Annotated in this window: 23 protein-coding genes; 3 read left to right on the top strand and 20 right to left on the bottom strand. The window is 33.0% G+C overall.

Features of this window, described 5'->3' with window-relative positions; all coding sequences use genetic code 11:
* Position 1: 1 nt before the first annotated feature.
* The 15 genes from OZP07_RS00185 to OZP07_RS00115 form a co-directional block, all read right to left on the bottom strand.
* Entirely contained in the window at positions 2 to 1,123 is a 1,122-nt protein-coding gene (locus tag OZP07_RS00185) for a hypothetical protein (RefSeq protein ID WP_281636842.1), read from the bottom strand.
* Between the two features lie 3 nt (positions 1,124 to 1,126).
* A complete protein-coding gene (locus OZP07_RS00180; RefSeq protein ID WP_194641454.1) occupies positions 1,127 to 1,801 on the bottom strand; it encodes a hypothetical protein in 675 nt (224 codons plus the stop codon).
* Between the two features lie 132 nt (positions 1,802 to 1,933).
* The gene (locus tag OZP07_RS00175; protein WP_281636841.1) at positions 1,934 to 2,371 is read right to left on the bottom strand and encodes a GNAT family N-acetyltransferase; all 438 of its coding nucleotides are present in this window, start codon (positions 2,369 to 2,371) and stop codon (positions 1,934 to 1,936) included.
* A 464-nt stretch (positions 2,372 to 2,835) separates the two neighbouring features.
* Positions 2,836 to 3,696 (bottom strand): ATP synthase F1 subunit gamma, encoded by an 861-nt coding sequence (atpG, locus tag OZP07_RS00170; RefSeq protein ID WP_281636840.1) that lies wholly within the window; start codon positions 3,694 to 3,696, stop codon positions 2,836 to 2,838.
* A gap of 87 nt (positions 3,697 to 3,783) precedes the next feature.
* A complete protein-coding gene (atpA, locus tag OZP07_RS00165) occupies positions 3,784 to 5,361 on the bottom strand; it encodes a F0F1 ATP synthase subunit alpha (protein ID WP_194642528.1) in 1,578 nt (525 codons plus the stop codon).
* 36 nt (positions 5,362 to 5,397) lie between these two features.
* Entirely contained in the window at positions 5,398 to 5,931 is a 534-nt protein-coding gene (gene atpH / locus OZP07_RS00160) for an ATP synthase F1 subunit delta (RefSeq protein ID WP_281636839.1), read from the bottom strand.
* A 2-nt stretch (positions 5,932 to 5,933) separates the two neighbouring features.
* Positions 5,934 to 6,434, bottom strand: coding sequence for a F0F1 ATP synthase subunit B (locus OZP07_RS00155; RefSeq protein WP_281636838.1), 501 nt, complete (start codon positions 6,432 to 6,434; stop codon positions 5,934 to 5,936).
* A gap of 122 nt (positions 6,435 to 6,556) precedes the next feature.
* Positions 6,557 to 6,748 carry an ATP synthase F0 subunit C gene (gene atpE / locus OZP07_RS00150; RefSeq protein WP_185965906.1) on the bottom strand — a complete coding sequence of 64 codons (192 nt, stop codon included), beginning with the start codon at positions 6,746 to 6,748 and terminating at the stop codon, positions 6,557 to 6,559.
* A 101-nt stretch (positions 6,749 to 6,849) separates the two neighbouring features.
* A complete protein-coding gene (gene atpB, locus OZP07_RS00145; RefSeq protein WP_194642525.1) occupies positions 6,850 to 8,004 on the bottom strand; it encodes a F0F1 ATP synthase subunit A in 1,155 nt (384 codons plus the stop codon).
* Between the two features lie 120 nt (positions 8,005 to 8,124).
* Positions 8,125 to 8,517, bottom strand: a complete 393-nt coding sequence (locus OZP07_RS00140; protein WP_281636837.1) for a DUF6168 family protein — start codon at positions 8,515 to 8,517, stop codon at positions 8,125 to 8,127.
* Positions 8,517 to 8,762: an AtpZ/AtpI family protein gene (locus OZP07_RS00135; protein ID WP_281636836.1), complete on the bottom strand. Its 246-nt coding sequence runs from the start codon at positions 8,760 to 8,762 to the stop codon at positions 8,517 to 8,519. The genes OZP07_RS00140 and OZP07_RS00135 overlap by 1 nt, the downstream gene beginning before the upstream one ends.
* Positions 8,749 to 9,132, bottom strand: coding sequence for a bactofilin family protein (locus OZP07_RS00130; protein ID WP_281636835.1), 384 nt, complete (start codon positions 9,130 to 9,132; stop codon positions 8,749 to 8,751). Before OZP07_RS00130 ends, OZP07_RS00135 begins: the two co-directional genes overlap by 14 nt.
* A gap of 2 nt (positions 9,133 to 9,134) precedes the next feature.
* Positions 9,135 to 11,792 carry a type IX secretion system periplasmic lipoprotein PorW/SprE gene (porW, locus tag OZP07_RS00125; RefSeq protein WP_281636834.1) on the bottom strand — a complete coding sequence of 886 codons (2,658 nt, stop codon included), beginning with the start codon at positions 11,790 to 11,792 and terminating at the stop codon, positions 9,135 to 9,137.
* Positions 11,793 to 11,879: 87 nt separating this feature from the next.
* On the bottom strand, positions 11,880 to 12,575 hold the full coding sequence (locus OZP07_RS00120; protein WP_194642520.1) for an ABC transporter ATP-binding protein: 696 nt from the start codon (positions 12,573 to 12,575) through the stop codon (positions 11,880 to 11,882).
* A 75-nt stretch (positions 12,576 to 12,650) separates the two neighbouring features.
* Positions 12,651 to 14,120, bottom strand: a complete 1,470-nt coding sequence (locus OZP07_RS00115; protein ID WP_281636833.1) for a DUF5687 family protein — start codon at positions 14,118 to 14,120, stop codon at positions 12,651 to 12,653.
* Positions 14,121 to 14,257: 137 nt separating this feature from the next.
* Here OZP07_RS00115 and OZP07_RS00110 point away from each other — a divergent pair, with 137 nt between their 5' ends.
* Together OZP07_RS00110 and OZP07_RS00105 are read left to right on the top strand one after the other, a co-directional pair.
* Positions 14,258 to 15,310, top strand: a complete 1,053-nt coding sequence (locus OZP07_RS00110) for a ferredoxin--NADP reductase (RefSeq protein ID WP_194642515.1) — start codon at positions 14,258 to 14,260, stop codon at positions 15,308 to 15,310.
* Positions 15,311 to 15,408: 98 nt separating this feature from the next.
* Positions 15,409 to 15,717: a hypothetical protein gene (locus OZP07_RS00105; protein ID WP_194642514.1), complete on the top strand. Its 309-nt coding sequence runs from the start codon at positions 15,409 to 15,411 to the stop codon at positions 15,715 to 15,717.
* 50 nt (positions 15,718 to 15,767) lie between these two features.
* On the opposite strand, the gene OZP07_RS00100 is transcribed toward OZP07_RS00105, so the two are convergent.
* The 4 genes from OZP07_RS00100 to OZP07_RS00085 all read right to left on the bottom strand — a co-directional run bounded on the left by OZP07_RS00100 (position 15,768) and on the right by OZP07_RS00085 (position 21,469).
* On the bottom strand, positions 15,768 to 16,529 hold the full coding sequence (locus OZP07_RS00100; protein ID WP_194642513.1) for a GLPGLI family protein: 762 nt from the start codon (positions 16,527 to 16,529) through the stop codon (positions 15,768 to 15,770).
* Between the two features lie 112 nt (positions 16,530 to 16,641).
* The gene (locus tag OZP07_RS00095; protein WP_281636832.1) at positions 16,642 to 19,407 is read right to left on the bottom strand and encodes an outer membrane beta-barrel protein; all 2,766 of its coding nucleotides are present in this window, start codon (positions 19,405 to 19,407) and stop codon (positions 16,642 to 16,644) included.
* Positions 19,408 to 19,727: 320 nt separating this feature from the next.
* Positions 19,728 to 20,741, bottom strand: a complete 1,014-nt coding sequence (locus OZP07_RS00090) for a glycosyltransferase family 9 protein (protein WP_281636831.1) — start codon at positions 20,739 to 20,741, stop codon at positions 19,728 to 19,730.
* Positions 20,742 to 20,863: 122 nt separating this feature from the next.
* Positions 20,864 to 21,469, bottom strand: a complete 606-nt coding sequence (locus tag OZP07_RS00085) for a DUF4254 domain-containing protein (RefSeq protein ID WP_281636830.1) — start codon at positions 21,467 to 21,469, stop codon at positions 20,864 to 20,866.
* Positions 21,470 to 21,558: 89 nt separating this feature from the next.
* Here OZP07_RS00085 and upp point away from each other — a divergent pair, with 89 nt between their 5' ends.
* Positions 21,559 to 22,212, top strand: coding sequence for a uracil phosphoribosyltransferase (upp, locus tag OZP07_RS00080; protein WP_281636829.1), 654 nt, complete (start codon positions 21,559 to 21,561; stop codon positions 22,210 to 22,212).
* On the opposite strand, the gene OZP07_RS00075 is transcribed toward upp, so the two are convergent.
* On the bottom strand, positions 22,207 to 23,136 hold the full coding sequence (locus OZP07_RS00075; RefSeq protein ID WP_281636828.1) for a DUF6427 family protein: 930 nt from the start codon (positions 23,134 to 23,136) through the stop codon (positions 22,207 to 22,209). The genes upp and OZP07_RS00075 overlap by 6 nt on opposite strands.
* Between the last annotated feature and the right edge of the window lie 11 nt (positions 23,137 to 23,147).

The raw sequence follows: 23,147 nt of genomic DNA, 5'->3' as shown, positions 1-23,147 counted from the left end.
ATTAAAAAATATCTCCAAAACCGCCACTAGACATTTTGTCTTCTTTAGTCAGTTTATAATTTGGACTCGAATATTTCGTAGAATCTGGAATAGTATTGTCTCCTGTTTTAATTTCGTCTGCCAATGAATCTAATCTGGAATACAATTCATCATTATCTACAGAATATTTAGAAGTAAGTGAATCAATATCAATCAGGTTTTCAGAAGTTCTGGCAATATCCAGCGCAATTGTCGAAGTTACCACCTCCAATGCATATTCCAGTTCCCAATCTTTGGTAAACATCATCGCACTTTTGGCACTTTCTGTTGCTTCTTTAGCATTTCTGGCAAACTCATATTCTTTTTGAAGCATTGTAACTGTTGCGTCAAAATCAGCAATTTTTATATCAATTGCTGTTCCTGCCAACGTCAGTTTTCTGTCCATTTTTCCTAAAACATTGGCACGAACACCATACTTTTGAATGAAATTTTTGCTTTGCTCATATTGAGTAGAAATCCTTTGTGAATCACTTAACTTTTTGGCTAACTCACTTTGAAGAGCAACATATTCATCAGTATCTTTGGCGCCAGCTCCGTTCAGTCTAACCATTTCATCCATTGCCGATTTCAGCTTTTCGCATTGGCGTTTTAAGCTTAAAACATCTTCCTGAAAAGATTTGGCCTCTTTTTCAGATTTACTGGCTTCAATTTCCATTTCATTTTTAAGACCTTTCAGCTTGGCTTTGGTATTCTTAAAAACTTCACGGTTTTTTACCATTTTTTGTTTCTGCTCTTCCAATTCATTAAAAGGATTGCTTTGAATTAAAGCTTTATGAAGATTTTTGGTAGCAAATCTCAATCCTTTCATAATTACCGGAAACATCATTACTAAAAAAACCAAAAAAACTCCGGTTGCCGACAAAGCAATTGCCTGACCCAGCATTGTAAAAAGAGGCGGAATGATATATGTCCAGGTTAAATATCCTCCAATACCTAATAAACCCAAAGCCAAACCCCAAAAAAGAGTCTGCTCGCCTTTTTTTAAGGTTCCAGATTTTAAGGCTATTTCTCCTTTTGACTCGTCAAAATGTTTTAATATTGGAAGTGATAATAGAGTACTTTTTTCTTGTTCAAATTTGTCCATTAATTATAAATATTGATTAATTCCTGTTACTACTGTGTTGATTGAATCGATGATTTTATGTTTGGCCAAATCGTTAGCTTCCATCTTTAGTTTTATCTCCGAAAACTGTTCTATATTATTGGAATCCATTTTTTGAAATTCTGCTTTCTTGGTTTCCAATTCATTCTGAAGCTGAAGAATCTTCGTATTTAATTCTTCTATACTTTTGGAAAGATTGTATTTTTCTTTGGTCAGATTATTTTCTAAATCCGTTTTTTTCGTTTTACCAATAGTATCGTATTTAGTATATACTTTTTCAATTTCGGTAACATAAAAATTGGCCTTATCAAGAAGAGACTGTTTGCTCAAATCAGCCTGAATGGTTTTACCCATCGTAAAAGCCATCTGATAACTCTGAGGATTAGAAATCCCGACAGCTACAACAGATTTATACAATTCAAAAAAATCAAAACCAGAAGCATTCAAAGATTCAAAACCTTTTTCATAAACTTCCAGAATTTCTTTTAAAAAAGGATTAGCAGCTGATTCATAAGATATTGGCTGAGTAGCGTGATTTGGAAATTTAGTAACCTCGCTAGGTTGGGGAGTTATTGGAGTCTGCGGTTTATTTGTTTCTGATGGTGATTCAGTTTCTTCATTAATAAAAAGACTTTTCCAATTAAAACTTTCTTTTGCCATTTTGTGTATTATTTAATCTTAGTTTATAGAGGTTGTAAAACAATTTCTACTATTATACGCTGTACTTGTTAAAAAGTTACTAAAAAATAAAATATAAATATAAACTTTTTCAATAAACAAAATGCATTTGGACTATGTCAATCCCTCTTGGTTTAACATTTTTACAAAATGAAAGCCTCTTGGCTCAAACCCTTGATTGTAATAAAAACGATGGGCGGTAAAATTACCTGTGAAAGCATCCAAAACAATAGCGTTACAGCCTTCGTCTTTGGCTTTAGCATCAATATAATCGGTCATCATCTTACCAATTCCTTTGGATCTATAATCAGAATGAACAATAAAGTTGTCTATTTCTATATACTTCCCCGTCCAAAGTTTGACTGCCGTCCAAAAACCAGATAATCCTACACAAATTTCACCATCAAAAACGGCAACCTGCTTATAATTATGCGGAACCATTTCTTGCAGATAGGCCTCATATTTTTCCAAAGTAAGCTTAGGATATAAATGGTGCATTGTCCCAATTTGGTCTAGCATTTCAGTAACGGCGGTAAGTTCGGCGATTTTCAATGGAACTGAATTTTAAGATTAAAGGACAAAAATAAGCAAAAAAGAGCCATTTGATAAAGTAAAAAAAATTATTAAAAATCACTAAAAGTGGGTATTGCAGGAACGCATTTTATGATTGATATTTGTAATGTAAAAAAATAGAAAAGGGGTTTTATAAAGCTATTGTCCCCTCAAAACAAAGCACGGGCGAAGCTAAGTTTTACCCACAAAAAAAACAGAGCATAGGGTTTATAAAGCTAATTGTCCCTCCAAAACAAAGCACGGGCGAAGCTAAGTTTTACCCATAAAAAAAACAGAGCATAGGGTTTATAAAGCTAATTGTCCCTTCAAAACAAAGCCATAGGGAAAGCTAATTCATCCTTAAACAAAGAGCACAAGGACTATAAAGCTATTTGTTCCTTTAAAAACAAGCATAAAAAAAAGAGCCGTTTGGCTCTTTTTTCGCTTTTTATATATTCTAGAAATTAACCTTTCAAAGCCTCGGCACCACCAACAATTTCTAAGATCTCATTTGTAATTGCTGCCTGACGTGCTTTATTGTAAGTCAATTTTAATTGATCTCTCAAATCAGTTGCATTATCAGTTGCTTTATGCATTGCAGTCATACGTGCTCCATGCTCTGATGCAAATGAATCACGGATACCTTTGTACAATTGTGTTTTCAAAGCTTTTGGAATTAACGTCATTACAATTTCTTCCTTTGCAGGTTCAAAAATGTAATCCCCATTAGATACCGCTTTATCAGATTGAATAGGTGCTAATGGCAAAAACTGTTCTACCTGAACGATTTGAGTAGCAGCATTTTTAAATTGATTGTAAACCAATTCAATTTTGTCATATTCACCCGAAACAAACTTTTGAGTTAATGTTTCTGCAATAGCCGCAACATTGTCAAAAGTTAAATTATCAAAAATTGCACTTTGATTGTCAATTACAGTTGACGTTTTAGATAAAATATCGTTTCCTTTTTTTCCGATAGCAAAAACATCTACTTGTTTACCTGCATAATATTCAGAACGGTTTTTAGCTTCCTTAATTACATTCGTGTTAAAAGCACCGCACAAACCTCTGTTAGAAGTGATTGCTACAATTAATACTTTTTTTACTTCACGCTGTGTAGTAAATTCTCCTCCAACATCACCATCAAGTGAAGCAGATAGATTCTGTAATAATTCCGTTAATTTTTCGGCATAAGGGCGCATTGCAGTGATCGCATCTTGTGCTTTCTTTAGCTTTGCTGCAGAAACCATTTTCATCGCCGATGTAATCTGCATCGTAGATGAAATGGAAGTAATTCTATTACGGATTTCCTTTAAATTTGCCATTTTTTTATAGTTGTTGGTTGTTAGTTGTTGGTTGATAGTTTACTTGGATAAATCCAGCAACAATCAACCAACAACCATCAACTAAAATTAGTTATATTTCGCTGAAATTTCTTTTGCAACAGTTTCAAGTACATCTGTAATTTCATCTGTTAATTTTCCTGCTTTTAAAGCATCAAGAGTAGCTCTGTGCTTGTTGTTCAAGAATTCCAAGAAATCTTTCTCAAATTCTTTCACTTTGTTCACAGGAACATTTCTCAATAAGTTTTTAGATCCAGCATAGATAATTGCAATTTGGTCTTCAACTGTATAAGGATCATTCAAACCTTGTTTCAAGATTTCAACGTTTCTTTTTCCTTTTTCAATTACGTTCAATGTTACAGCATCAAGATCAGAACCGAATTTAGCAAACGCTTCCAATTCACGGAATTGTGCTTGATCTAATTTCAAAGTACCTGATACTTTCTTCATTGATTTAATTTGAGCATTACCTCCAACACGAGATACAGAAATACCTACGTTAATTGCAGGACGAACACCAGAGTTAAACAAATCTCCATCCAAGAAAATCTGTCCGTCAGTAATCGAAATTACGTTTGTTGGGATATATGCAGATACGTCACCCGCTTGAGTTTCGATAATTGGCAATGCAGTCAAAGAACCTCCGCCTTTTACAATTCCTTTCAAAGAATCTGGTAAATCGTTCATGTCTTTAGCAATACTGTCATCAGCGATAACTTTACAAGCTCTTTCTAATAAACGGGAGTGTAAGTAGAAAACGTCTCCAGGATATGCTTCACGTCCTGGTGGTCTTCTTAATAAAAGAGAAACCTCACGGTAAGCAACAGCTTGTTTAGACAAATCATCATAAACGATTAAAGCCGGACGGCCTGAATCTCTAAAATATTCTCCAATTGCAGCACCTGCGAAAGGAGCATAAACTTGCATTGGAGCTGGATCAGAAGCATTTGCTGCTACGATCACTGTGTAAGCCATTGCTCCTTTTTCTTCTAATGTTTTTGCAATTCCTGCAACAGTAGAAGCTTTTTGACCAATTGCTACATATATACAAAATACAGGTTTACCTGCATCATAAAATTCTTTTTGATTTAAGATGGTATCGATACAAACAGTAGATTTTCCTGTCTGACGGTCACCAATAACAAGCTCACGCTGTCCACGTCCAACTGGGATCATAGCATCAACTGCTTTTACACCTGTTTGCAATGGTTCAGTTACCGGCTGACGGAAGATAACTCCAGGAGCTTTTCTTTCCAAAGGCATTTCGAATAATTCACCACCGATTGGTCCTTTTCCGTCAATTGGAAAACCAAGAGTGTTGACTACACGTCCTACCATTCCTTCTCCTGTTTTAAGAGAAGCGATACGTTGTGTTCTTTTTGCTGTAGATCCTTCTTTTATTCCTGTTGAAGGTCCTAAAAGTACCACCCCAACATTATCTTGTTCAAGGTTCAAAACGATTGCTTCTAATCCGTTTTCGAATTCAACTAACTCACCGTATTGAACATTTGAAAGCCCATAAATAAGAGCAATACCATCTCCAACTTGAAGTACTGTACCCACTTCCTCTAGTGTAGCACCAGACTCAAAACCTTCTACTTGCTTTCTTAATATCGCTGAAATTTCAGCTGGTTTAATTTCCGCCATCTTAAATTATAATTTAGACACTTATGTGTAATAAAACTAATTACTTAACTCTCTCTTTAATATTTGTAATCTGCTGGCAACAGAAGCATTATACTGCTGATCGCCTATTCTTAATATAAATCCTCCGATGATAGAAGGATCTACAGTATTTACTATCGTGATTTTTTTATCAGAAAGTGTTGCAATTTTAGCCAAAACTTTAGCTTCAAGTGCAGCGTCCATAGCAACAGCAGTTGTTACTTTGGCAACTTCAACATTATTCTTGATATCAAACAATTTGCTGTATTCTGCCGCAATAATATCAAGGATTTCAAATCTTTTGTTTTCAAATAACAAATGAATCAAACCTTTGGTTACATTGTCAACAGTAGCAAAAACTTCTAAAAGTGCTTTCTCTTTCACTTCTACTTTAATGGTTGGGTTTTGAATAAAAGTATTCAATTCCTCATTTCCCTTAATCGTTGAAGCAATAGATTTCATGTCATTATTCACAGCTTCAGATACCCCTTTTGAATTGGATAAATCTAAAATTGCGGTCGCATAACGAATTGCTGCTCTAGTACTTGCCATGATTAGTTCAATTTAACGTCACCTAACAATTTCTCAACCAATTTAGTCTGAGCTTCTTTGTTAGACAATTCCTCTTTTAATAATTTTTCAGCAATACTAAGTGACAAAGTTGAAACTTGCAATTTCAATTCAGCCATAGCTGCATTTTTTTCGCTTTCGATTGCAACTTTCGCTTGGTCAATCATTTTTTGACCTTGAGCCTGAGCTTCATTTTTGGCATCGTCAACCATTTTGTCTTTCATTTCACGAGCTTCTTTAAGCATGTTGTCACGCTCTAATCTAGCTTCTTGTAAAATACGCTGGTTATCAGCTTGCAAATTCTGCATTTCTTTTTTTGCATTTTCAGCAGAAAGCAATGCGTTTTTAATTCCTTCTTCTCTATCGTTTACAGCATCAAGAATCGGTTTCCAAGCAAATTTTTTCAATAAGAATATTAAACCAACAAATATTAATACTTGCCAGAAGAACAAACCTAACTCAAACTGATTTATTAACTTTTCCATGTTTTATAAATTGTAAGTTGTATTTTAAAAATAAAATTTAATCTGTTTAATATAATTTTCAAGCATTTAATTAAAACAATAGTTACAACCAACCGTTGTAACTATTGTTTTTTTAGTTTTAATTAAGATGCGAATAACGCAGCAAAACCAATACCTTCAATAAGTGCAGCTGCAATAAGCATTGCAGTTTGGATTTTACCTGAAGCTTCTGGCTGACGAGCGATAGCATCCATTGCTGAACCACCGATTCTACCAATACCTAATCCTGCTCCGATAACGATCAATCCTGCTCCTACGATTTGTGGAATTTCCATAATATATATAATTAAAAATTAAACATTCAATTTTAAGGTTAGACTTCAGAACTTAGAGGTTAGAACTACTTCTAACTTCTTATTTCGAATTTCTAACTTTTTTAGTGATGAGCTTCCTCATGATGATGCTCTTCTACTGCTGCACCAAAGTACAAAGCAGATAACATCGTGAAAATATACGCTTGTAAAAATGCTACTAATATTTCAAGGATAGAAAGTGCAAATGACAATCCAAATGACAAACTGCTTCCTAGCCAGCTTTTGAAAATAAACATCAAACCGATAATACTCATCAATACAATGTGCCCTGCAAAAATGTTTGCATACAAACGTATCATCAATGAGAATGGCTTAATGAAAACTCCTAATAATTCAATAGGAGCCAAAACAATACGCATAACTTTTGGTACACCCGGCATCCAGAAAATGTGCCCCCAATAGTTTTTATTGGCAGTAAAGTTTGTTATTAAAAAAGTAAGAATAGCTAATGAAAAAGTAATAGTAAGATTTCCTGTAACGTTAATACCAAAAGGCATCAAACCAAAAATATTCAGGAACAGCACAAAGAAAAAGATAGTCAGTAAATAACTCATATATCTTTTATAATGTTTCTCGCCAATGTTAGGGATTGCAATTTCATCACGTACATATATTACAAGTGGCTCAAAGATACGAGCTGCTCCAGAAGCGATTCCATTATTTTTAGCATAAGATTTTGCTAAACCTGAAAAAATGAAGAACATTAAAATAGCCGCTATTATTATAGACAAAACTGATTTTGTAATTGACAAATCCAAAGGACGCTCATTTACTGGAAAACCTGTTGCTTCATCTTCGGTTATAGTACCAGCAGCATCTGTTTTGTAAATTTTTCCGTCATGGTGATTTAATTTGTAGTAGTTTCCGTTTGATTCGGCAACAGCTTCACCGTGCTCAAATTTTGAAGAAGAAAAAACTTGAAGTCCACCGTCCCAAATAATAATTGGTAATGGAAATCCATAATGTTCTCCTGTTTCATCATCTTGAAAAAAAGAAAATTCATGAGAATCTAAAACGTGGTGTTTTATAAATGCCTTAACTTTAGATTTCACATCTGTAGGTTCACCGTGAGCTTCATGACCTGATTTCGAACCTTCGTGAGATTCTACATTTTGAGCATTTGTAGTAGCAGTTTCAGGGTTTGCAAAACTAATAAAAGGAAGACATATAACGAAAGTCGCTATAATAAATCTAAGTGCTTTGTTGGAAATCACCATATCTCTTAAATATCTTATTTTTTAACGATTCTAAAATTTGGTGCAAAGGTACATTTTTTATTAATACTCAAAAGGATTATAATCGTATTTTTTTGAGAATTTGATTCACAGCGATATTGATTATTGCTTTTCGTTTACTAAGCGTATCGTAAAAAGTGTCTCAATTGTTAAAAAGACAATAAACAGGATAAAGAAATTTATTCGTTCCGCAGGATTATCTAACTTTGGAGTCTGCAATAACGGTCTTAAAATCAAGTAACAAAAAACCATCTTAACACTGGTCACCAAAAGAAACGACATTCCTACGTTGTCAAAACTTTTTTCTTTGACTGTTAATAAAACCTTGAAAATAACTGCCGACAAAGCCAGGAAAAAGAAATAAAGTGTTTCCAGTGAATAATGAAAAGACGCTTCTTTAATGTTTAAAACATAGAAAACCATTTTATGAATTACATATAATAGGAATGCGGCACCTATTAAAACAAAAAAAGAATACATTTTTTTTAAACTCATTACACTTTACTATTATTGTTTTTATTTATTTCGTTTACTTGGCGGATTACATTATACAGTGCCAAAAAAACACCGGCCATTACCATTATTTTTACATAATATACTTTGGTACTTGGATGATTCTCATCCAGCCAATTTCCTAAATAAGAAAACAAAAAGATAATAACTCCCATTTGGATGGGAATATTAATCAAGGCCAGCCATTTATTGTAGTTGTTCTTTTTTGGGGAGTTATTTGTCGGCATTTGCTGGAGCTACAGTTTTTGTAAACATAACACAGGAAGCATTGAAGACAGCGCCTGGTTCTACCGCCAGTTTGCCAATTTCGACCTCACCAATAATATTGGCTGATTCTTTTATATTCAAAAGGCCTTCTACCTTTATTTTGCCTTCAAATTTTCCTTCTATGTCTACTGTATTACAAATAATATCTCCTTTGATACTGCCCGAAGGTCCAATTACTAATTTACCATTAGATGTAAAGTTTCCTATCAGCTCCCCGTCCAATCTAAAATCGGCTGGCGAAATAATATCTCCGTGTATAGTAGTCCCTTCGACTATTCTATTTGTCTTTCCTAAAAGGTCTGTGTAGGATTTGGGCTTTTTATCAAACATAATTACAGTTTTTTTAATGAAAGATATTCTTCAAAATTTTTCTTGATTTGAACTATTTTATAATTTTCACCAGAAATAATAATTCCTGGCTGGCTGATTTTATATTGTTCATTCTCAGCAAAAAGAGCAGCAACGAATTGTGCATACGATTGCGAATGTATACCGGTTATTGAAACAAAACTTTCCTTTTCAGAATAGGAATCACAGGTATATTTTAGCCTTTCTACATTTTCATTGGCAAAAAACAAAGCTATCCTGCTTTCAATTATTGTTTCAAGTTTAGTGTCATTTTTATCTATTTTAAAAACAACTTTCCAGTTATTGTTATCCGTGGTACTAAATTTCATTTGTTCCAAAAGCGGAATCTGGGTTTTGAGAATTTCTTCAGCATCTTTTCCTTCTTCACTGTTTGAATAATTATCAGCAACATATTGTATTGCTTTTTTATAAGCTGCCAATCCATATAACTTTCCTATAGTATTTGCTTTCAGCAGTTCAAATTTTGGTACAATAGCTTCACCTGCAAAATTGCTGATTAAACCATCGACCTGACTCAAAACTAATGCAAAAGATTCCTGCTTAAACTGTCGGTATAAATTATCATATTCCCCTTCCGGAGTACCTATGCCTGCTCCTTGAGCCGTATTTAAATTTGTAATAATCTGTGCATATCTCGAATTAGGGTATTGGCTTACTAACTCCTTTTTAATGCCTTCTGCTTTAGCAGCATTAGTAATTTCGTAGATTTTATATAAATTGTATTTAGTGGGAATAATTAGTTTTTCTTCAGGCTGGTACAATAATAATTGTTCTAATCTATTGGAAGCCAAATCGTATTCTTTGAACTTTTCTTTATAAATAACTCCTAATTCATAATAAACTGCATTTCTTTCTTTGCTTATACTATCAATCTCTTTTTGTGATTTTGGCAATTGCTTCAGATAATAATCAGTGGTATATTTCTCATTCACAGCCATTGGAGCGGCTCGTTTATCATCTGATGGTGCAACAGTGATTTCTCCTGCAGCGTTTGCTCCAGAAGCTGCTCCTGAATTTGCTCCCGATGAAAATCTCCAATAACTGTTTTGAATCCTGTTTCCCCAGATTCTCTTAAACTCTAATTTTCCATACGCCACCGTATTCGGATTATAAAAATAAAAGGTATTAGCAATTGGAGATGAAGGCGTATCAGGAATATTAGCCGGTAAACTTATAGATTCTACATTTGGATTAGGAATTGCTGGATCTGGATTATTTTGATTTCCATTTAACAAAATGTTATTTTCTATTTTTTTCTGTTTCTCCTCTAACAGTTTTTTAAGCTCATCACTGCTTTTTAATTTTTGAATATAATTCTCGTAGTAGACAATCTGCTCAGGCTCTTTTAAATTATATACATAAATAATGCTGTCATTTCTTTTAGCGATTGTCTCATTAACAATAGCCTGATCTAAATTTTTTCTGATTTTTGAAATCTGAAGAAACTCTCTGGTTTTAGGATCCAATAGTCCCAAACATTTATCATAGCTTTTGGCCGCACTGAGATATTCAGTATGCTTGAAATACAAATTTCCAATGTTTCTATAATTGGAAGCATTCAAATAGGAGTCAGAAGATTTTTTTTCTAAAGAAGCATTGTAAAAATCTAAAGCTTTTTCTTTTTCATTATGATGATCATAAAAGATTCCGATACTATGATAAATCACATCCAGATAGGGTCTGTTTTCTCTGTCTTCCATAATCTTTTTAGATTTTTTGACAAACAGGTCGTAGTCCTCATCCTTGTAATCTGACAATTGCGCTTTTTTTGCGTAGGCCTGGATAACAAATTTTCTTTCGGCTTTTCTATTCATGTCGATAACCGTCTGATAGAAATAAATAGCACTGTCTTTTTGCCCCGATTCTTCATACAGCTGGCCTAGCAAAAAAGAATAACGCTCTCTCTCCTCATGAATTCTGGTGAATTGATTAGCTAGTTTTAACTTTGCTACAGCACTGTCTTTCTCTTCTAAATTTAAAAAAGCACTGGCCAAGATTGCGTTCGCATTAGCGAATTCCTGCTTGTTTAGCTTCTGTTTTTTAATATCTTTTTTCATATACTCATTGTCTTTAATGAGTTTTGAAATATTTTTTATAGCGACCGCTTCATTTCCTAAACGGACATTTGTTTTTTCTCGCCAAATCTTTGCATCATAAATATTACTGCTGTTGGGATATTTATAAAGAATGTAATTAAATGCGTCTAGCGCAGGAATAAATCTTTGATCGTAATATCTCGATTTTCCCAGCAATAAATAAGCCTCATCTATCTGATAGTTTTTTTCATGCCCGCCAATATTCATAGAGTGCTTCTGAATGGCTTTGGTTGCTTTGGCCTCAGCTAATTCAAAATCGGCATTTTTAGATTTTCCATCCACTGGCACATCATCTGTAATCTGCATTTTTTCGACTGGCAGCCGTTTCCAGAAATTTTCGGCAGTATTGTCATTTATTCCTTTGATGCCTTTGTCTAAAGCAATTTGTCCATTGTACAATATATTGAGTTTTGTACTCAAAGCATGAGAATTTCTAGCCAAAAAAGTATCCTTCTTGGTAGAACAGGCTACCAGGAAAGATATAAAGATTATGGCTAAAATGTATTTTGACGTATTGCTGTTCAAGGGAAAACGTTTAAATCATTAAACTTTCTAAAAAGTATTTTAGTATAATGACTTGTAAAAATACGTTTCTTTTTGTAATATATAAATTTAAACCGCAAAAAACAATTCCAATTCCTGCAGCGTTTCTTTTGAAGTCTGAATATCTTTTACCAATTCTCCTTTATTAAGAGCTACAATTCTATCGCAAACTTCAACTGTGTGCTGCAGATCATGGCTGGAAACCAATATTGTTACGTTTGGATTATCTGCCAGTTCTTTAATTATTTTTTTGAGTCTGATTACTGTTGTTGGATCCAGGTTAGCAAAAGGCTCGTCTAGGATAATGACTTCTGGATTACCAATCAAAGTTGCAATGATCCCAACTTTCTTTTGATTTCCTTTTGACAAATCTCTTAAGTATTTTTTATTTTTAAGAATTTCACCATTGAAAAACTCTTCATGCTGCGCCAACAGTGCATCAACATCAGCTTTGTTTTGACCTCTTAAATCTCCAATGAAATAAAAATATTCTTCGGGAGTTAAATATCCTATCAGAAAACTCTCGTCTAAAAAAGAAGCAGTGAAAGGTTTCCAGTCTTCGCTCTTATTTACCTGAATTTCATGATTTAAAATACTTCCTGTTGTAGGGTGAATTAAATCCAGTAATAAACTGAAAAAAGTAGTTTTTCCTGCTCCATTATTGCCCACTAATCCGAAACTCTGTCCTTTTGGAATTTCTAATGATTCTATATTTAAAACGGTTGTCTCGCTGTATTTTTTGGAAAGATTATTTACTTGTATCATGGTAATTTCTAATTTTAGATTGCTGATTTTGGATTTAAAAATTTCAATATTATTCTACGCTTTTCATTGAAATTGTTATTGTTTCTGTTTGTAGGCTTCGATAGTTTTATATTTCTCTTTTTTATAAATTTTTTCTATCATTAAAAAAACTACATTTCTACACATAAACCCTAATACCCCGGCCAAAGCTACAAAAGCAAGTCCCAGTTTTGGATTCATTAAATAGGAACCCAGCCAATATAAAAATACCGGTAAGAGTAATTTTGGCAATGTAAGCAGCATTGTATTTACATTAAATGATTTTTTATCACCAAAAGCCCCTTTTGACATTGATAAATCGATTGGTGTTTTTGTAAAAGCTCCTCCTAATAATACAAGATGTGAATTAACACCTATATTATAAATCGCTCCAGCAACTATGGTAAGATATACCTGCCAGCCAAAATACAAATAGAACGATGCTAAAATTGTAGAAATAACAGTTGCAATAACTACAAGCCACCATTTGGAACTCAAATAACCGCGATACGGAATATTCTGTGTCATCATCAATTGATAATAAGAACTGTCCCAACTTGGAACAAACTGTCCAAAAGTGAATAAAAATCCGCCCGAGACAAATATTCCTGCAAAAATGTGCATTATTGGTTTATCATATGCCTCTACTCCGCCCGAGAAAAATAGTAAACCATAAAACAAAAACATTATACTGACTCCAACTGTCGTTTTTGAGCGTTTATTTCTTTTGATTAATTTAATGTCGTTTTTCAAAAATGTTCCTAAAGTCCCAAATTGATTTAACCAAGTCAGGTTTTCTGTTTTGGCAATATCATTTTTGACAGATAATCCCGCATCCAGATACAAATCGCCTTTTAGATAATTATATGTCCAATAATAGAGACCGGACAAGACCAGCACTGGAATTATAAAAGCCCATTTGGTATGAAATAACGCTTCAAAAAACGGATAAACATAAGCTGTAACATCAAAGATTTTATAATATTGGCATCCAGCCAAAATTACTGTTACCGCAATAAAAACACCCAGTAAATTATCTTTGTTATTCAATAAAATATTCAAAAAATTATTGCAGTAAACTAATGAAAAAAGAGCTGTTCCCCAAAGAATAACGCTTATTGGATCATAGCCTTCATATAGCAAAACAGCGCAAAAAGGAACAAAGAAAAATGCATGCGTTACATTAAAAAAAGATAAAGCTGTTTTTCCTAAAGAAAAATGAACAATTGTTGGTCTCTTAAAAGGCAGCGTTAATAAAGGCCTAATGTTCATCACTGGAATTGCCTGAAGCAAAAGGCGTACAATCAAATCCATTACAAAGTAATAAATTAAGAACTTGTTTACTGTAACCAACGGATCCAGCTGCATTTTCTTTAGAATATAAAATGCTCCAACACCCATTGCTAAGAAAAGAACAGTAAAATAAAGAACCAGAAATCCCATCAATATTTTCAAGGCCAGACTTGAAGCGAAAGAAGCTGATCTCGTAAAAGATTTCCATTCAAGATAAATAAATTTTGCAAACATGGTTTTTTATTTTGGTTTTATAAATGAGTCTTTTAGAGTAGGAAAATGTTACACAAAAAAAAGTAAAAACTATTTTGAACTGTATGATATTCTTTTAATCCTAAATAGTTTTATTACTTTTGCAAAAAAACAATCTCATGCCAAATTTTCTAAAATTAATTGTAAAAGAAGTAAAACGCGAAACCAAAGATGCCGTTTCTATACTTTTTAATGTACCCGAAGAATTAAAATCCAATTATGATTTCATAGCCGGTCAATACATTAATTTACGATTGACATTAGACAATACCGAAATCCGTCGTGCCTATTCTATCTGTTCAGCACCTGGAAGCGGTGAATTGAGAATTGCAGTAAAAGCAGTAAAAGACGGTCTTTTTTCACAATTTGCAAATACAAAATTAAAGGCTGGTGATATCCTAGAGGTAGGAAAACCAGAAGGGAAATTTATTTTTGAACCTGAAAATGACCGCCAAAAAAGCTATATCGCTTTTGCAGCAGGAAGCGGAATTACTCCAATTTTATCCATCATAAAATCTGTTTTGAAAAGTGAGCCGAAAAGTTCCTTTACACTAGTATACGGAAACAAATCTCCTGAAGAAACTATTTTTCATCAGGAACTGCACGATTTACAGCTGCAGTATGTTGGCCGTCTGTTTGTTGATTATGTATACAGCAGAGTTAATGCCGAAAATGCATTGTTTGGACGAATTGACAAAGCAGCTGTAAATTATACATTGAATACAAAGCATGCTACAATGGAATTTGACAAATTTTATTTGTGCGGTCCCGAAGAAATGATCAATACCGTTTCTAATGTTCTAAAAGAAAAAAACGTAAAAGAATCGGCTATAAAATTCGAGCTTTTCACTTCTTCTTCTAAAGAACAGACTATCAGTCAATCCTTAAGCGGTCATTCTAAAATTACAGTTTTGGTTGATGATGAAGAAACAAGTTTTGAAATGTCTCAAAAACAGAGCATTCTTGATGCTGCCCTAAAACAGGGAATAGACGCTCCTTATTCCTGCCAAGGCGGTATTTGCAGCAGCTGTCTCGCCCGAGTAACAGAAGGCGCAGCCGAAATGAAGAAAAACTCAATTCTTACTGAAAAAGAAATTGCCGAAGGTTTAATCCTGACTTGTCAAGCACATCCGACTACAGCTACGATAAAAGTAGATTATGATGATGTTTAGAAATAAATTTTAGATAGCTTATTTTAGAATCTAATAGCAATCAGAATTTTACAGGGTCTGGTTCAGTCTTATTTTCGAATACTAATCGCATTTTTTATATGAAAAACCCGAGAGAATTATTCAAAAACAAGCCTCATCTTCTTGAAGAAAATGAAGTAGAGCATCTTTTAGGCTATTGCGAAAAATTACAGGACGAACTGGCTGATTTGAAATTTGATCAAAACGGAAACAAGCAGCTCATTATGCTCGATATGCTAAAAGAAATCGTAAAAGCATGCGAAGCAACAGAAAAACAACAGCAGGAATTTTTAAGATTCGGGTTAGAACCACCTGATTTTGAAGAATCTATTTCTAATCTAAAAAGATTTTTGATTACAAGATGCAGGGAAAACGGAATTTGGCTATGAATCCTTTTGCAGTCTTTGCTTTGAATAATGAGGTTTAAAGTTTTTGAAAATTATAAAAAAGCATTCCACAAAAACATATTTTTTTGTCTTTTATTTTCTTCTTTATCATCGCCATAGATAAACCAATCTTTTGTTTTATCTTCTATCAATGACTTCAGCCCTGCCAAATCATACACTTTTTTAGCACTAATGGGTTTTATTTCGGGTTTATCGATCCTTTTTAAATCTACCTTTGTTGCAATAAATGAGGTGTATAATCTTGGTATGGAAAGCCCTAATATTAAACCCGGCAAACCATTTACTGTACACGGACCTCCAGATATGGTTATATCGTTTGTGTAAAAAGCAAATACATACACATCATTCATTATTCTGCCCACCGCTTTTCGACAATTATAACCTGCTATTTCTCTATTTTCGTTTGTAATCTTCCATTCAATATTTAATATACTGTCGACTACCACAAAATTAGTTCCAACTATTTGCTTTTGCATACTCATTGTTCCGCTGGTAAAATCAGAATACCAGCTGTTTTCTTCATCTGCATCTTTTTCATTTTTTGGTATTCTTGTTTTTGGGCTCCACCTGTCAAATTTGTAAATGCTTTTATTGTTTTCAAAAGTGTATGTGTAATACGATATTTTTAAGTCGGAAATGTTTTCTTTCATCTTCTCGTCCCAGCTATCATTACTCATCGTTTTTTTGAGATTGGTGCTTACTTCATATTCAACTACTGCTTTATCTATAAATTGCTGCGCTTTTGAGCTCGTTGTAGAAATTAGTATTGCAATAAAAAAAAATATTGATTTCATATTTTGACTTTTGATAATTATTTTTTTGGGATTCTGCTTTAAAAAATATCGAAATAGCATTGCCAAAGTGTATATTCTGGTACTAAGGAAATACTAATTTATTTTTTTACTCTCATTTGTTTTTAAAATTCCAAGTAAAACCTAACATAGCATATCTTTGAAGCCTGTCGTTTCTTTCCTCTCCAGTTACATTTTCATACACATATCTATTGATTCCAATATTTTGATTCAAAATATCACGTACCATAATATAGGCCGTAAACTCATCTTTTTTGAAGGTCCGCTGAAGTCTTGCATTCCACAATTGATTGTTGAGATTAGTTTGAAAATCTACCGTTTTTTGACGAGAGTATAAATTATAATCTGTGGATAATTTCCATTTTTCTCTAAAATAAATACCCATATCCAACGACAAATTATTAGTGTTAAATGATTTTATATCGTCATTTAAAGAAGTACTGTTTCTATTATTCAAAAAAGTATTACTTAAACTGATCTCATACCTCTTTTCCTTGAATTTATTTAAATAAACTGATAATCCAGAATTTAGAGTCTTAGAATCATTAAGTACGTTATTAATACTAATTATTGATTTGTTGTAGCTAACTGATGGATTGCAATAAATTCGTAAATCCAATTTCTTTACTTTAAATCCATAAGCAAAATATAAATTGGCAGAAAAATTACCGTTTGTATTTATGGGTTTGGTGGTTGTTTTGGCACTTTCTGAATCGATATCTTTATTATAGGAAATTAAATTTGTTGTTGTTCTAAAAGATATATTTTGATAGAATTGGGATTCTGTCAAGATACTATAACTGCTATTCGATATGTTTATACTATTAGTAAAAGACTGCTTTAAATCAGGGTTACCAATAATTTGATTAAAAAAATCCTGATTGTTTCTCAAAGGCTGTAATTGGTCTAATGTTGGCTGTTTAGTTCCTCCTTCATATCTAAAACGCAAATTACTGTTACTTGCATATTTATAAGACAAATTTGCTGCTGGATAAAAATTAGTATAATTACGTTTGTACTCTTTATCTAAAGTCTGATCCTGTAAATCAAATGAAGTAAAACCAAAACCACTTCCAAAACTATAATTTATTTTTTTGGCATTGTAACTCAATTTTATAATTGGCTTATTGGTTGTTATACTCTGATTGAACTCGTTAGATAAAGAATGATCCAGCGAATCATAATTACCAGTAACGTCTGAATAATTATAAGTCAAATAATTACTATCTCCGCTGTTATGCGTAATTTGATAGGCAAGCTGCAATGCAAATTTCTTTCCTACAGGCTCTGTATAAGCAATATTGACAGCAATATTTTGGTTTGATTTCTCACCAGTTTTATTTTGATTTATATCATTCCTGCTCGAGAAAACACCTCCATCATAACTTTCGTTTGAAGATTTTAAAAAATTATTTGAATTGGTATTTAGACTGTTCCAGCTGCTGTTTACAGAGAATGTACGTCTGGCTCTAGCAAATTTATGCTTAAACAAAATGCTTGCCGAAAAAGACTGCTTGTCTGAATCTGTAGTAAATGTTTTTTCCTGTTTGTTTTTTAACAATCCATTATCTCCAGTGGTAGTTCCATTTATAAATTCATCACTATCGGTCTTGTATAAATTGGTTTTCGCAGTAAATTTTATCGAATTTACCGAATCTAATTTTACATCATAAGCAACATTTAACTTAAAATTACTTCGATTTACATTACTTACTGTTGCTGTGTTCTCATTCAATTGAGATTGACCTACTTGCGTCTGAGTGCTCCTGCTGTTAGTGTTTGTATAAATCTGATTATTATATTTTGGAGAAACATTTAGTGTTTGTTTATCATTCCACTTGTTACTGTACTGCAATCCTGCATTAGTGTTTTTGATAAAACCATTTTGAGTATCAACATAAGGTTCATCATCTGTATTCCCTCCTGTCCATTCATAATTTATATTTCCATCATCATCCATGCTCATATTAACATTATCATCTCTCGTACCATATTTCTCACTATCTTGCCAGTCCAAGCCATCTTGACCTGTATTGCCATTTAATAAAAAAGCAGATAGTTTTCTTTTCCCCTTAAAACTGCTTAACAGAACATTTGTATTATACCTTGGGGCAATTGCTATTAATGGTCCGTTCGCGGCATCTATTTTACCAAAATACCCTTTCTTTTTGTCCTCCTTCAATTTTAAATTAATTGTTTTTTTTGTCTCGCCATCGTCAATTCCTGTAAACTCCGCCTGATCGCTTTTTTTATCAAAAACCTGTACTTCTTTTACTGCATCTGCACGCAGATTTTTTACAGCCATACCAGGATCATCTCCAAAAAATTCTTCGCCATCTACCAATACTTTTTCTACTTTTTCCCCCATAGCTTTTATAGTACCATTTTTATCAACCTGAATTCCTGGCAGTTTTTTTAGTAATTCTTCGACATTTGCATTGGCATCGACTTTAAAATCGCTTGCTCTGTAACTTGTAGTATCACCTTTAATACGAATAGAACCGGTTTTTATAATTACTTCTCGAAGCAGTTTCATTTTGCTTATCAAAGCAATCGTTCCTATATTTTTATCCTTTTCAACAACGGATATGGAATCTAAATAATCGGCATATAAGCTATGTGCTGTCATCAAGATATAATTTCCTGACTTTACATTTTTGAAGTTAAACTTTCCCTCTTTATCCGATCGGGTAAATTTATATAGAATAGAATCTTTAGGGGTTAATAAAGCTACAACTGAATTATAAACAGGGGTTTTTTCGCTATCCTCTGTTAAAACACCAGAGAGATTTGCTTTTTGAGAAAACGCAGATAAAGAAAATAAGAACAAAAATGCAATTGTAAGTGTAATTTTCGGCATAAAAATTTTATATATTTCGTATTAAGTCTTCAAAATTCTTTAGAAACTTCAGATAAAAAGTGAGTTATTACTAATTAATTGTATACCAAACAAAATAGAAAATTAATTTATTAATTTTTCTTCACTAAGTCTTCTCCAGATAAGGAAAAAGATTGGAAAATTATTTAATATTCCTATTGGACAACAATTTTTATAAGCTAATATTTTTTGAAACTAAAGTAGTATTTTGTTTATTAATATTCGATAGGATAATTGTTAATAATTTGATAATTATCCCATCGGAAAAAGAAATAAGGATTGGGTTAATACAAGCCTTTAAATTATGAATACAATATATTTTTACATTGCTTAATAATAGAGTCTGCAGAAATTGTTCGCATAGCATCTTCATAGCCTTCAGTAATTTTATTCCCATATACAGAAGTTGGTATTTTTGGAAACAAATTTCTATCCGAAACCAAAGCATTTTCCAGTGGCTGATTAAAAGGTGAAAAACCGGCATACGGATGAGTTGCGCCCCAAAGCGTAATCACCTTTACACCCAGCATCGCCGCAATATGAGCATTTCCAGAATCCATAGAAAGCATTACATCCAGATTACTGATGAGCTGTAATTCCTGAGGAAACTTAATTTTTCCAGCCATATTGATGACATTCTCTTTGCCTAAACTTAGCTGATTTAAAATTTCGATTTCTTTTTTTCCTCCTCCAAAAAGAAGGATTTTTTGACTCTTATTTTCTGCCATCAGATTGATAACTTCCTGCATTAAATCTTGAGGATATACTTTGGAATCGTATTGTGCAAAAGGAGCAATTCCGATAAGTTTTTGGTTATTTTCTCCAATTATACCGATCACTTCTTCGTCTAAAATTGATTTTTTTGGAAACTCCGGATTTGATAAATCTACTGGAAAACCAAGTTCGTCAAAGACTTTTTCGTGTCTTTCAAACATCGTTGTGAGTGGTTTGAAGATTTTGTTTTCGGCACGGGTAAGGGCTTTTTTTTCTTCTCTGCCTTTGTCAACTGAAGCGATTTTTTTTCCGCTCAAGGCAAAAAGCGTACGAACGACTTTGGAACGCAAAACATTATGCAGATCGGCAAAAGCGTCAATCTGCAAGTTTTTCAAATCCTGAAATAACCGAAGCAGTCCAAAGAAACCTTTATGTCTTTGTTTTTCATCAAAAGCAAAAAAAGAAAGATTTGGAATTCCGTCAAAAAAAGGTTTGAAAAAAGGCCTCGAAATTACCGTGATTTTTATTTCCGGATACTGATTCGCAAAAGCACGCAAAACAGGAACGGTCATCGCAACATCACCCATTGCAGAGAGTCTCATGACTGCGATATGTTGGATTTTTTTTTGCAATTAACTATTGATATAAAAAAACCATTAAGAGATTAAGTTTATTAAGTGTTGCTTAATTCTCTTAATTCCTTAATGGTTCAAATAAATTTTACTTACTTCTTATTTTGATACAAAACAGGGTTCAATTCATCGTCATTGTACATTTTCATTTGTTTGTACACTTTCATGAATTTATCTCCGTTTTCGATGTCTGTCAATAATTCTTCGATTGCCGTCGACAAATCGCTTCTTTGTTCCAAAAGGATATTCAATTTTGCCTGACATTTATCTCTGTGATCCTGTGAAGCTTCGGCACGTGTAGCTTCCTCATTCATGTGATAAATTTTCAAAGCCAAAATAGACAATCTGTCAAATGCCCAAGCTGGACTTTCGGAGTTAATTTTTGCACCATTTTTAACAACTATCTGGCTGTATTTTTGAAGAAAATAACTGTCGATATATTCTACCATATCAGTACGTTCCTGGTTCGAAGCATCAATTTTTCTCTTTAATGTCAAAGCAGCAACTGGATCAATATTCGGATCACGAATAATATCTTCATAATGCCATTGAACAGTGTCAATCCAATTTTTTAGGTACAATAAATGTTCGAATTTATCTTTTGGAAAAGGATTGTTTATAGGCTGGTCAACATTATCAAATACATGATAATCTTTTATACTTTGCTCAAATACTGAATAAGCTAATTTTGAAAACATATCTTTATGATTTTAGAAACACAAAGATACTTTTTATACTTTTGATAGTATAAAAAAACGACACAAATTAAATTTCTAATCACAATTCCATGGAAATTCATTATTTATCGGAGAAAAATAGCGTGCTGAATCATTTTTTAAGTCAAATCCGTAATGTTGATATTCAAAAAGACAGTATGCGTTTTCGCAGAAACATAGAGCGTATCGGCGAAATTATGGCTTACGAAATGAGTCAGTCTTTTCAATACAAAGATGTCGAAACTACAACCCCTCTTGGCATTAAAAAAACTACCGAAATTGCTGATCAGCTGGTTGTATGTTCTATCCTGAGGGCAGGATTAGCTTTACACCAAGGTTTTTTAAACTACTTTGACAATGCAGAAAATGGTTTTATTTCGGCCTACAGACATCATCCCAATAATGATGATTTTTTTGAAATTCATTTAGATTATCAGGCAGTTGCCGATTTTAACGGAAAAAATATTTTGCTGGTAGACCCTATGCTTGCTACCGGACAATCTATTGCTGCCGTTTTTAATAAATTAACCGAACGGGGCACTCCCAAAGAAATCCATATTGCTGTAATTATTGCCGCTCCTGAAGGCGTTGCTTATCTAAAACAAAATTTACCAGATGTATGCCATCTTTGGATTGCTTCACTCGATGAAAAACTTAATGATAAAAGCTATATTGTCCCTGGATTGGGTGATGCCGGGGATCTCTCTTATGGAACCAAATTATAACTGGGAGAAAAATGCAAATAAACTGCACGCCAAAAGCACAAATAACACAATTTCTTCTTTCAGTTTAGGCTGCGATATTTCGATATGAGATGTTGACAGAATCGCCAATGGTGCAAATGTAAAAACCAGTGTTTCATTGCTTTTATTGGCAGATAGAACAAAAACTAAAATTCCGATAAAGAATGATGCAATAACTTTTTTATAAGATGAAAGCAGCACCAAAGGTCTGCTCGATAAGGTGGAAAAAGTCGAAATTATAAAAAATAATGCCACAGTAATGTATATAGAAAAAGAGGCGTTTTGATAATTATTAGTGAAATAATCAATGTCAAAATCTATTTGGCTGCTCTCTTTTAAAAATGCAATGCTGTTTATATCAAAAATTAAAGAGCAGGCAGCAAATAAAATAGACACAGCAAAAAGAGCTATAAATGGAATAACCCAATTTCTATAATCACTGGAAACATGAAATATGACCGATATAAATACCAAAAGGATATATAAAATACTCCAAAATTGAAATAAAGCTGCAATAAAAATCCACAATGAAGCATCAAAAAGCTTCTCTTTTGATTCTTTCAGCGTCTGCAGAGAAATAAGCCTTCGAATGGCCAAGAGAACAAAAAAATTGGACAGAATTAAATTGGGATTGTTGAATAAATCTGGAAAAAAAATCAAGTATAAAAAAGCAAAAAAAGCCGTGTAAGTACTGTCCCTGCTCAGTCCATTCTTTTTGGATATAAAACTAGTAAGAAAAACGGTTGCAAATAAAATCAGAAATAAACCGGTTTTTTGAAGAATAAGAATAACAGAATTAGTCCAAGTTACATCTTGAATTTGATATAGAAAAAAGAAAACCAGCATTAAAATAACAACCAAAGAAAAATTAAATGGTGTAGATTTTCTAAAAACACTTGTTATCATAAGGATATTTT

It is taken from the genome of Flavobacterium marginilacus (assembly GCF_026870155.1).
In the GTDB taxonomy this organism is placed as follows: domain Bacteria; phylum Bacteroidota; class Bacteroidia; order Flavobacteriales; family Flavobacteriaceae; genus Flavobacterium; species Flavobacterium marginilacus.
The sequence above is the reverse complement of the archived record's forward strand: the minus strand, read 5'-3'. Positions and strand labels throughout refer to the sequence as shown.

What these genes read in the sequence shown, in the direction of transcription:
- OZP07_RS00140 (WP_281636837.1), bottom strand. Translation starts at nt 8,517, where the DNA reads ATGAGTTTAAAAAAAATGTATTCTTTTTTTGTTTTAATAGGTGCCGCA.
- atpB (WP_194642525.1), bottom strand. Translation starts at nt 8,004, where the DNA reads ATGGTGATTTCCAACAAAGCACTTAGATTTATTATAGCGACTTTCGTT.
- OZP07_RS00105 (WP_194642514.1), top strand. Translation starts at nt 15,409, where the DNA reads ATGAAAAACCCGAGAGAATTATTCAAAAACAAGCCTCATCTTCTTGAA.
- OZP07_RS00185 (WP_281636842.1), bottom strand. Translation starts at nt 1,123, where the DNA reads ATGGACAAATTTGAACAAGAAAAAAGTACTCTATTATCACTTCCAATA.
- OZP07_RS00100 (WP_194642513.1), bottom strand. Translation starts at nt 16,529, where the DNA reads ATGAAATCAATATTTTTTTTTATTGCAATACTAATTTCTACAACGAGC.
- OZP07_RS00135 (WP_281636836.1), bottom strand. Translation starts at nt 8,762, where the DNA reads ATGCCGACAAATAACTCCCCAAAAAAGAACAACTACAATAAATGGCTG.
- OZP07_RS00130 (WP_281636835.1), bottom strand. Translation starts at nt 9,132, where the DNA reads ATGTTTGATAAAAAGCCCAAATCCTACACAGACCTTTTAGGAAAGACA.
- OZP07_RS00120 (WP_194642520.1), bottom strand. Translation starts at nt 12,575, where the DNA reads ATGATACAAGTAAATAATCTTTCCAAAAAATACAGCGAGACAACCGTT.
- atpH (WP_281636839.1), bottom strand. Translation starts at nt 5,931, where the DNA reads ATGGCAAGTACTAGAGCAGCAATTCGTTATGCGACCGCAATTTTAGAT.
- OZP07_RS00180 (WP_194641454.1), bottom strand. Translation starts at nt 1,801, where the DNA reads ATGGCAAAAGAAAGTTTTAATTGGAAAAGTCTTTTTATTAATGAAGAA.
- OZP07_RS00095 (WP_281636832.1), bottom strand. Translation starts at nt 19,407, where the DNA reads ATGCCGAAAATTACACTTACAATTGCATTTTTGTTCTTATTTTCTTTA.
- OZP07_RS00085 (WP_281636830.1), bottom strand. Translation starts at nt 21,469, where the DNA reads ATGTTTTCAAAATTAGCTTATTCAGTATTTGAGCAAAGTATAAAAGAT.
- atpE (WP_185965906.1), bottom strand. Translation starts at nt 6,748, where the DNA reads ATGGAAATTCCACAAATCGTAGGAGCAGGATTGATCGTTATCGGAGCA.
- atpG (WP_281636840.1), bottom strand. Translation starts at nt 3,696, where the DNA reads ATGGCAAATTTAAAGGAAATCCGTAATAGAATTACTTCCATTTCATCT.
- OZP07_RS00075 (WP_281636828.1), bottom strand. Translation starts at nt 23,136, where the DNA reads ATGATAACAAGTGTTTTTAGAAAATCTACACCATTTAATTTTTCTTTG.
- OZP07_RS00115 (WP_281636833.1), bottom strand. Translation starts at nt 14,120, where the DNA reads ATGTTTGCAAAATTTATTTATCTTGAATGGAAATCTTTTACGAGATCA.
- upp (WP_281636829.1), top strand. Translation starts at nt 21,559, where the DNA reads ATGGAAATTCATTATTTATCGGAGAAAAATAGCGTGCTGAATCATTTT.
- OZP07_RS00155 (WP_281636838.1), bottom strand. Translation starts at nt 6,434, where the DNA reads ATGGAAAAGTTAATAAATCAGTTTGAGTTAGGTTTGTTCTTCTGGCAA.
- atpA (WP_194642528.1), bottom strand. Translation starts at nt 5,361, where the DNA reads ATGGCGGAAATTAAACCAGCTGAAATTTCAGCGATATTAAGAAAGCAA.
- OZP07_RS00110 (WP_194642515.1), top strand. Translation starts at nt 14,258, where the DNA reads ATGCCAAATTTTCTAAAATTAATTGTAAAAGAAGTAAAACGCGAAACC.
- OZP07_RS00090 (WP_281636831.1), bottom strand. Translation starts at nt 20,741, where the DNA reads ATGAGACTCTCTGCAATGGGTGATGTTGCGATGACCGTTCCTGTTTTG.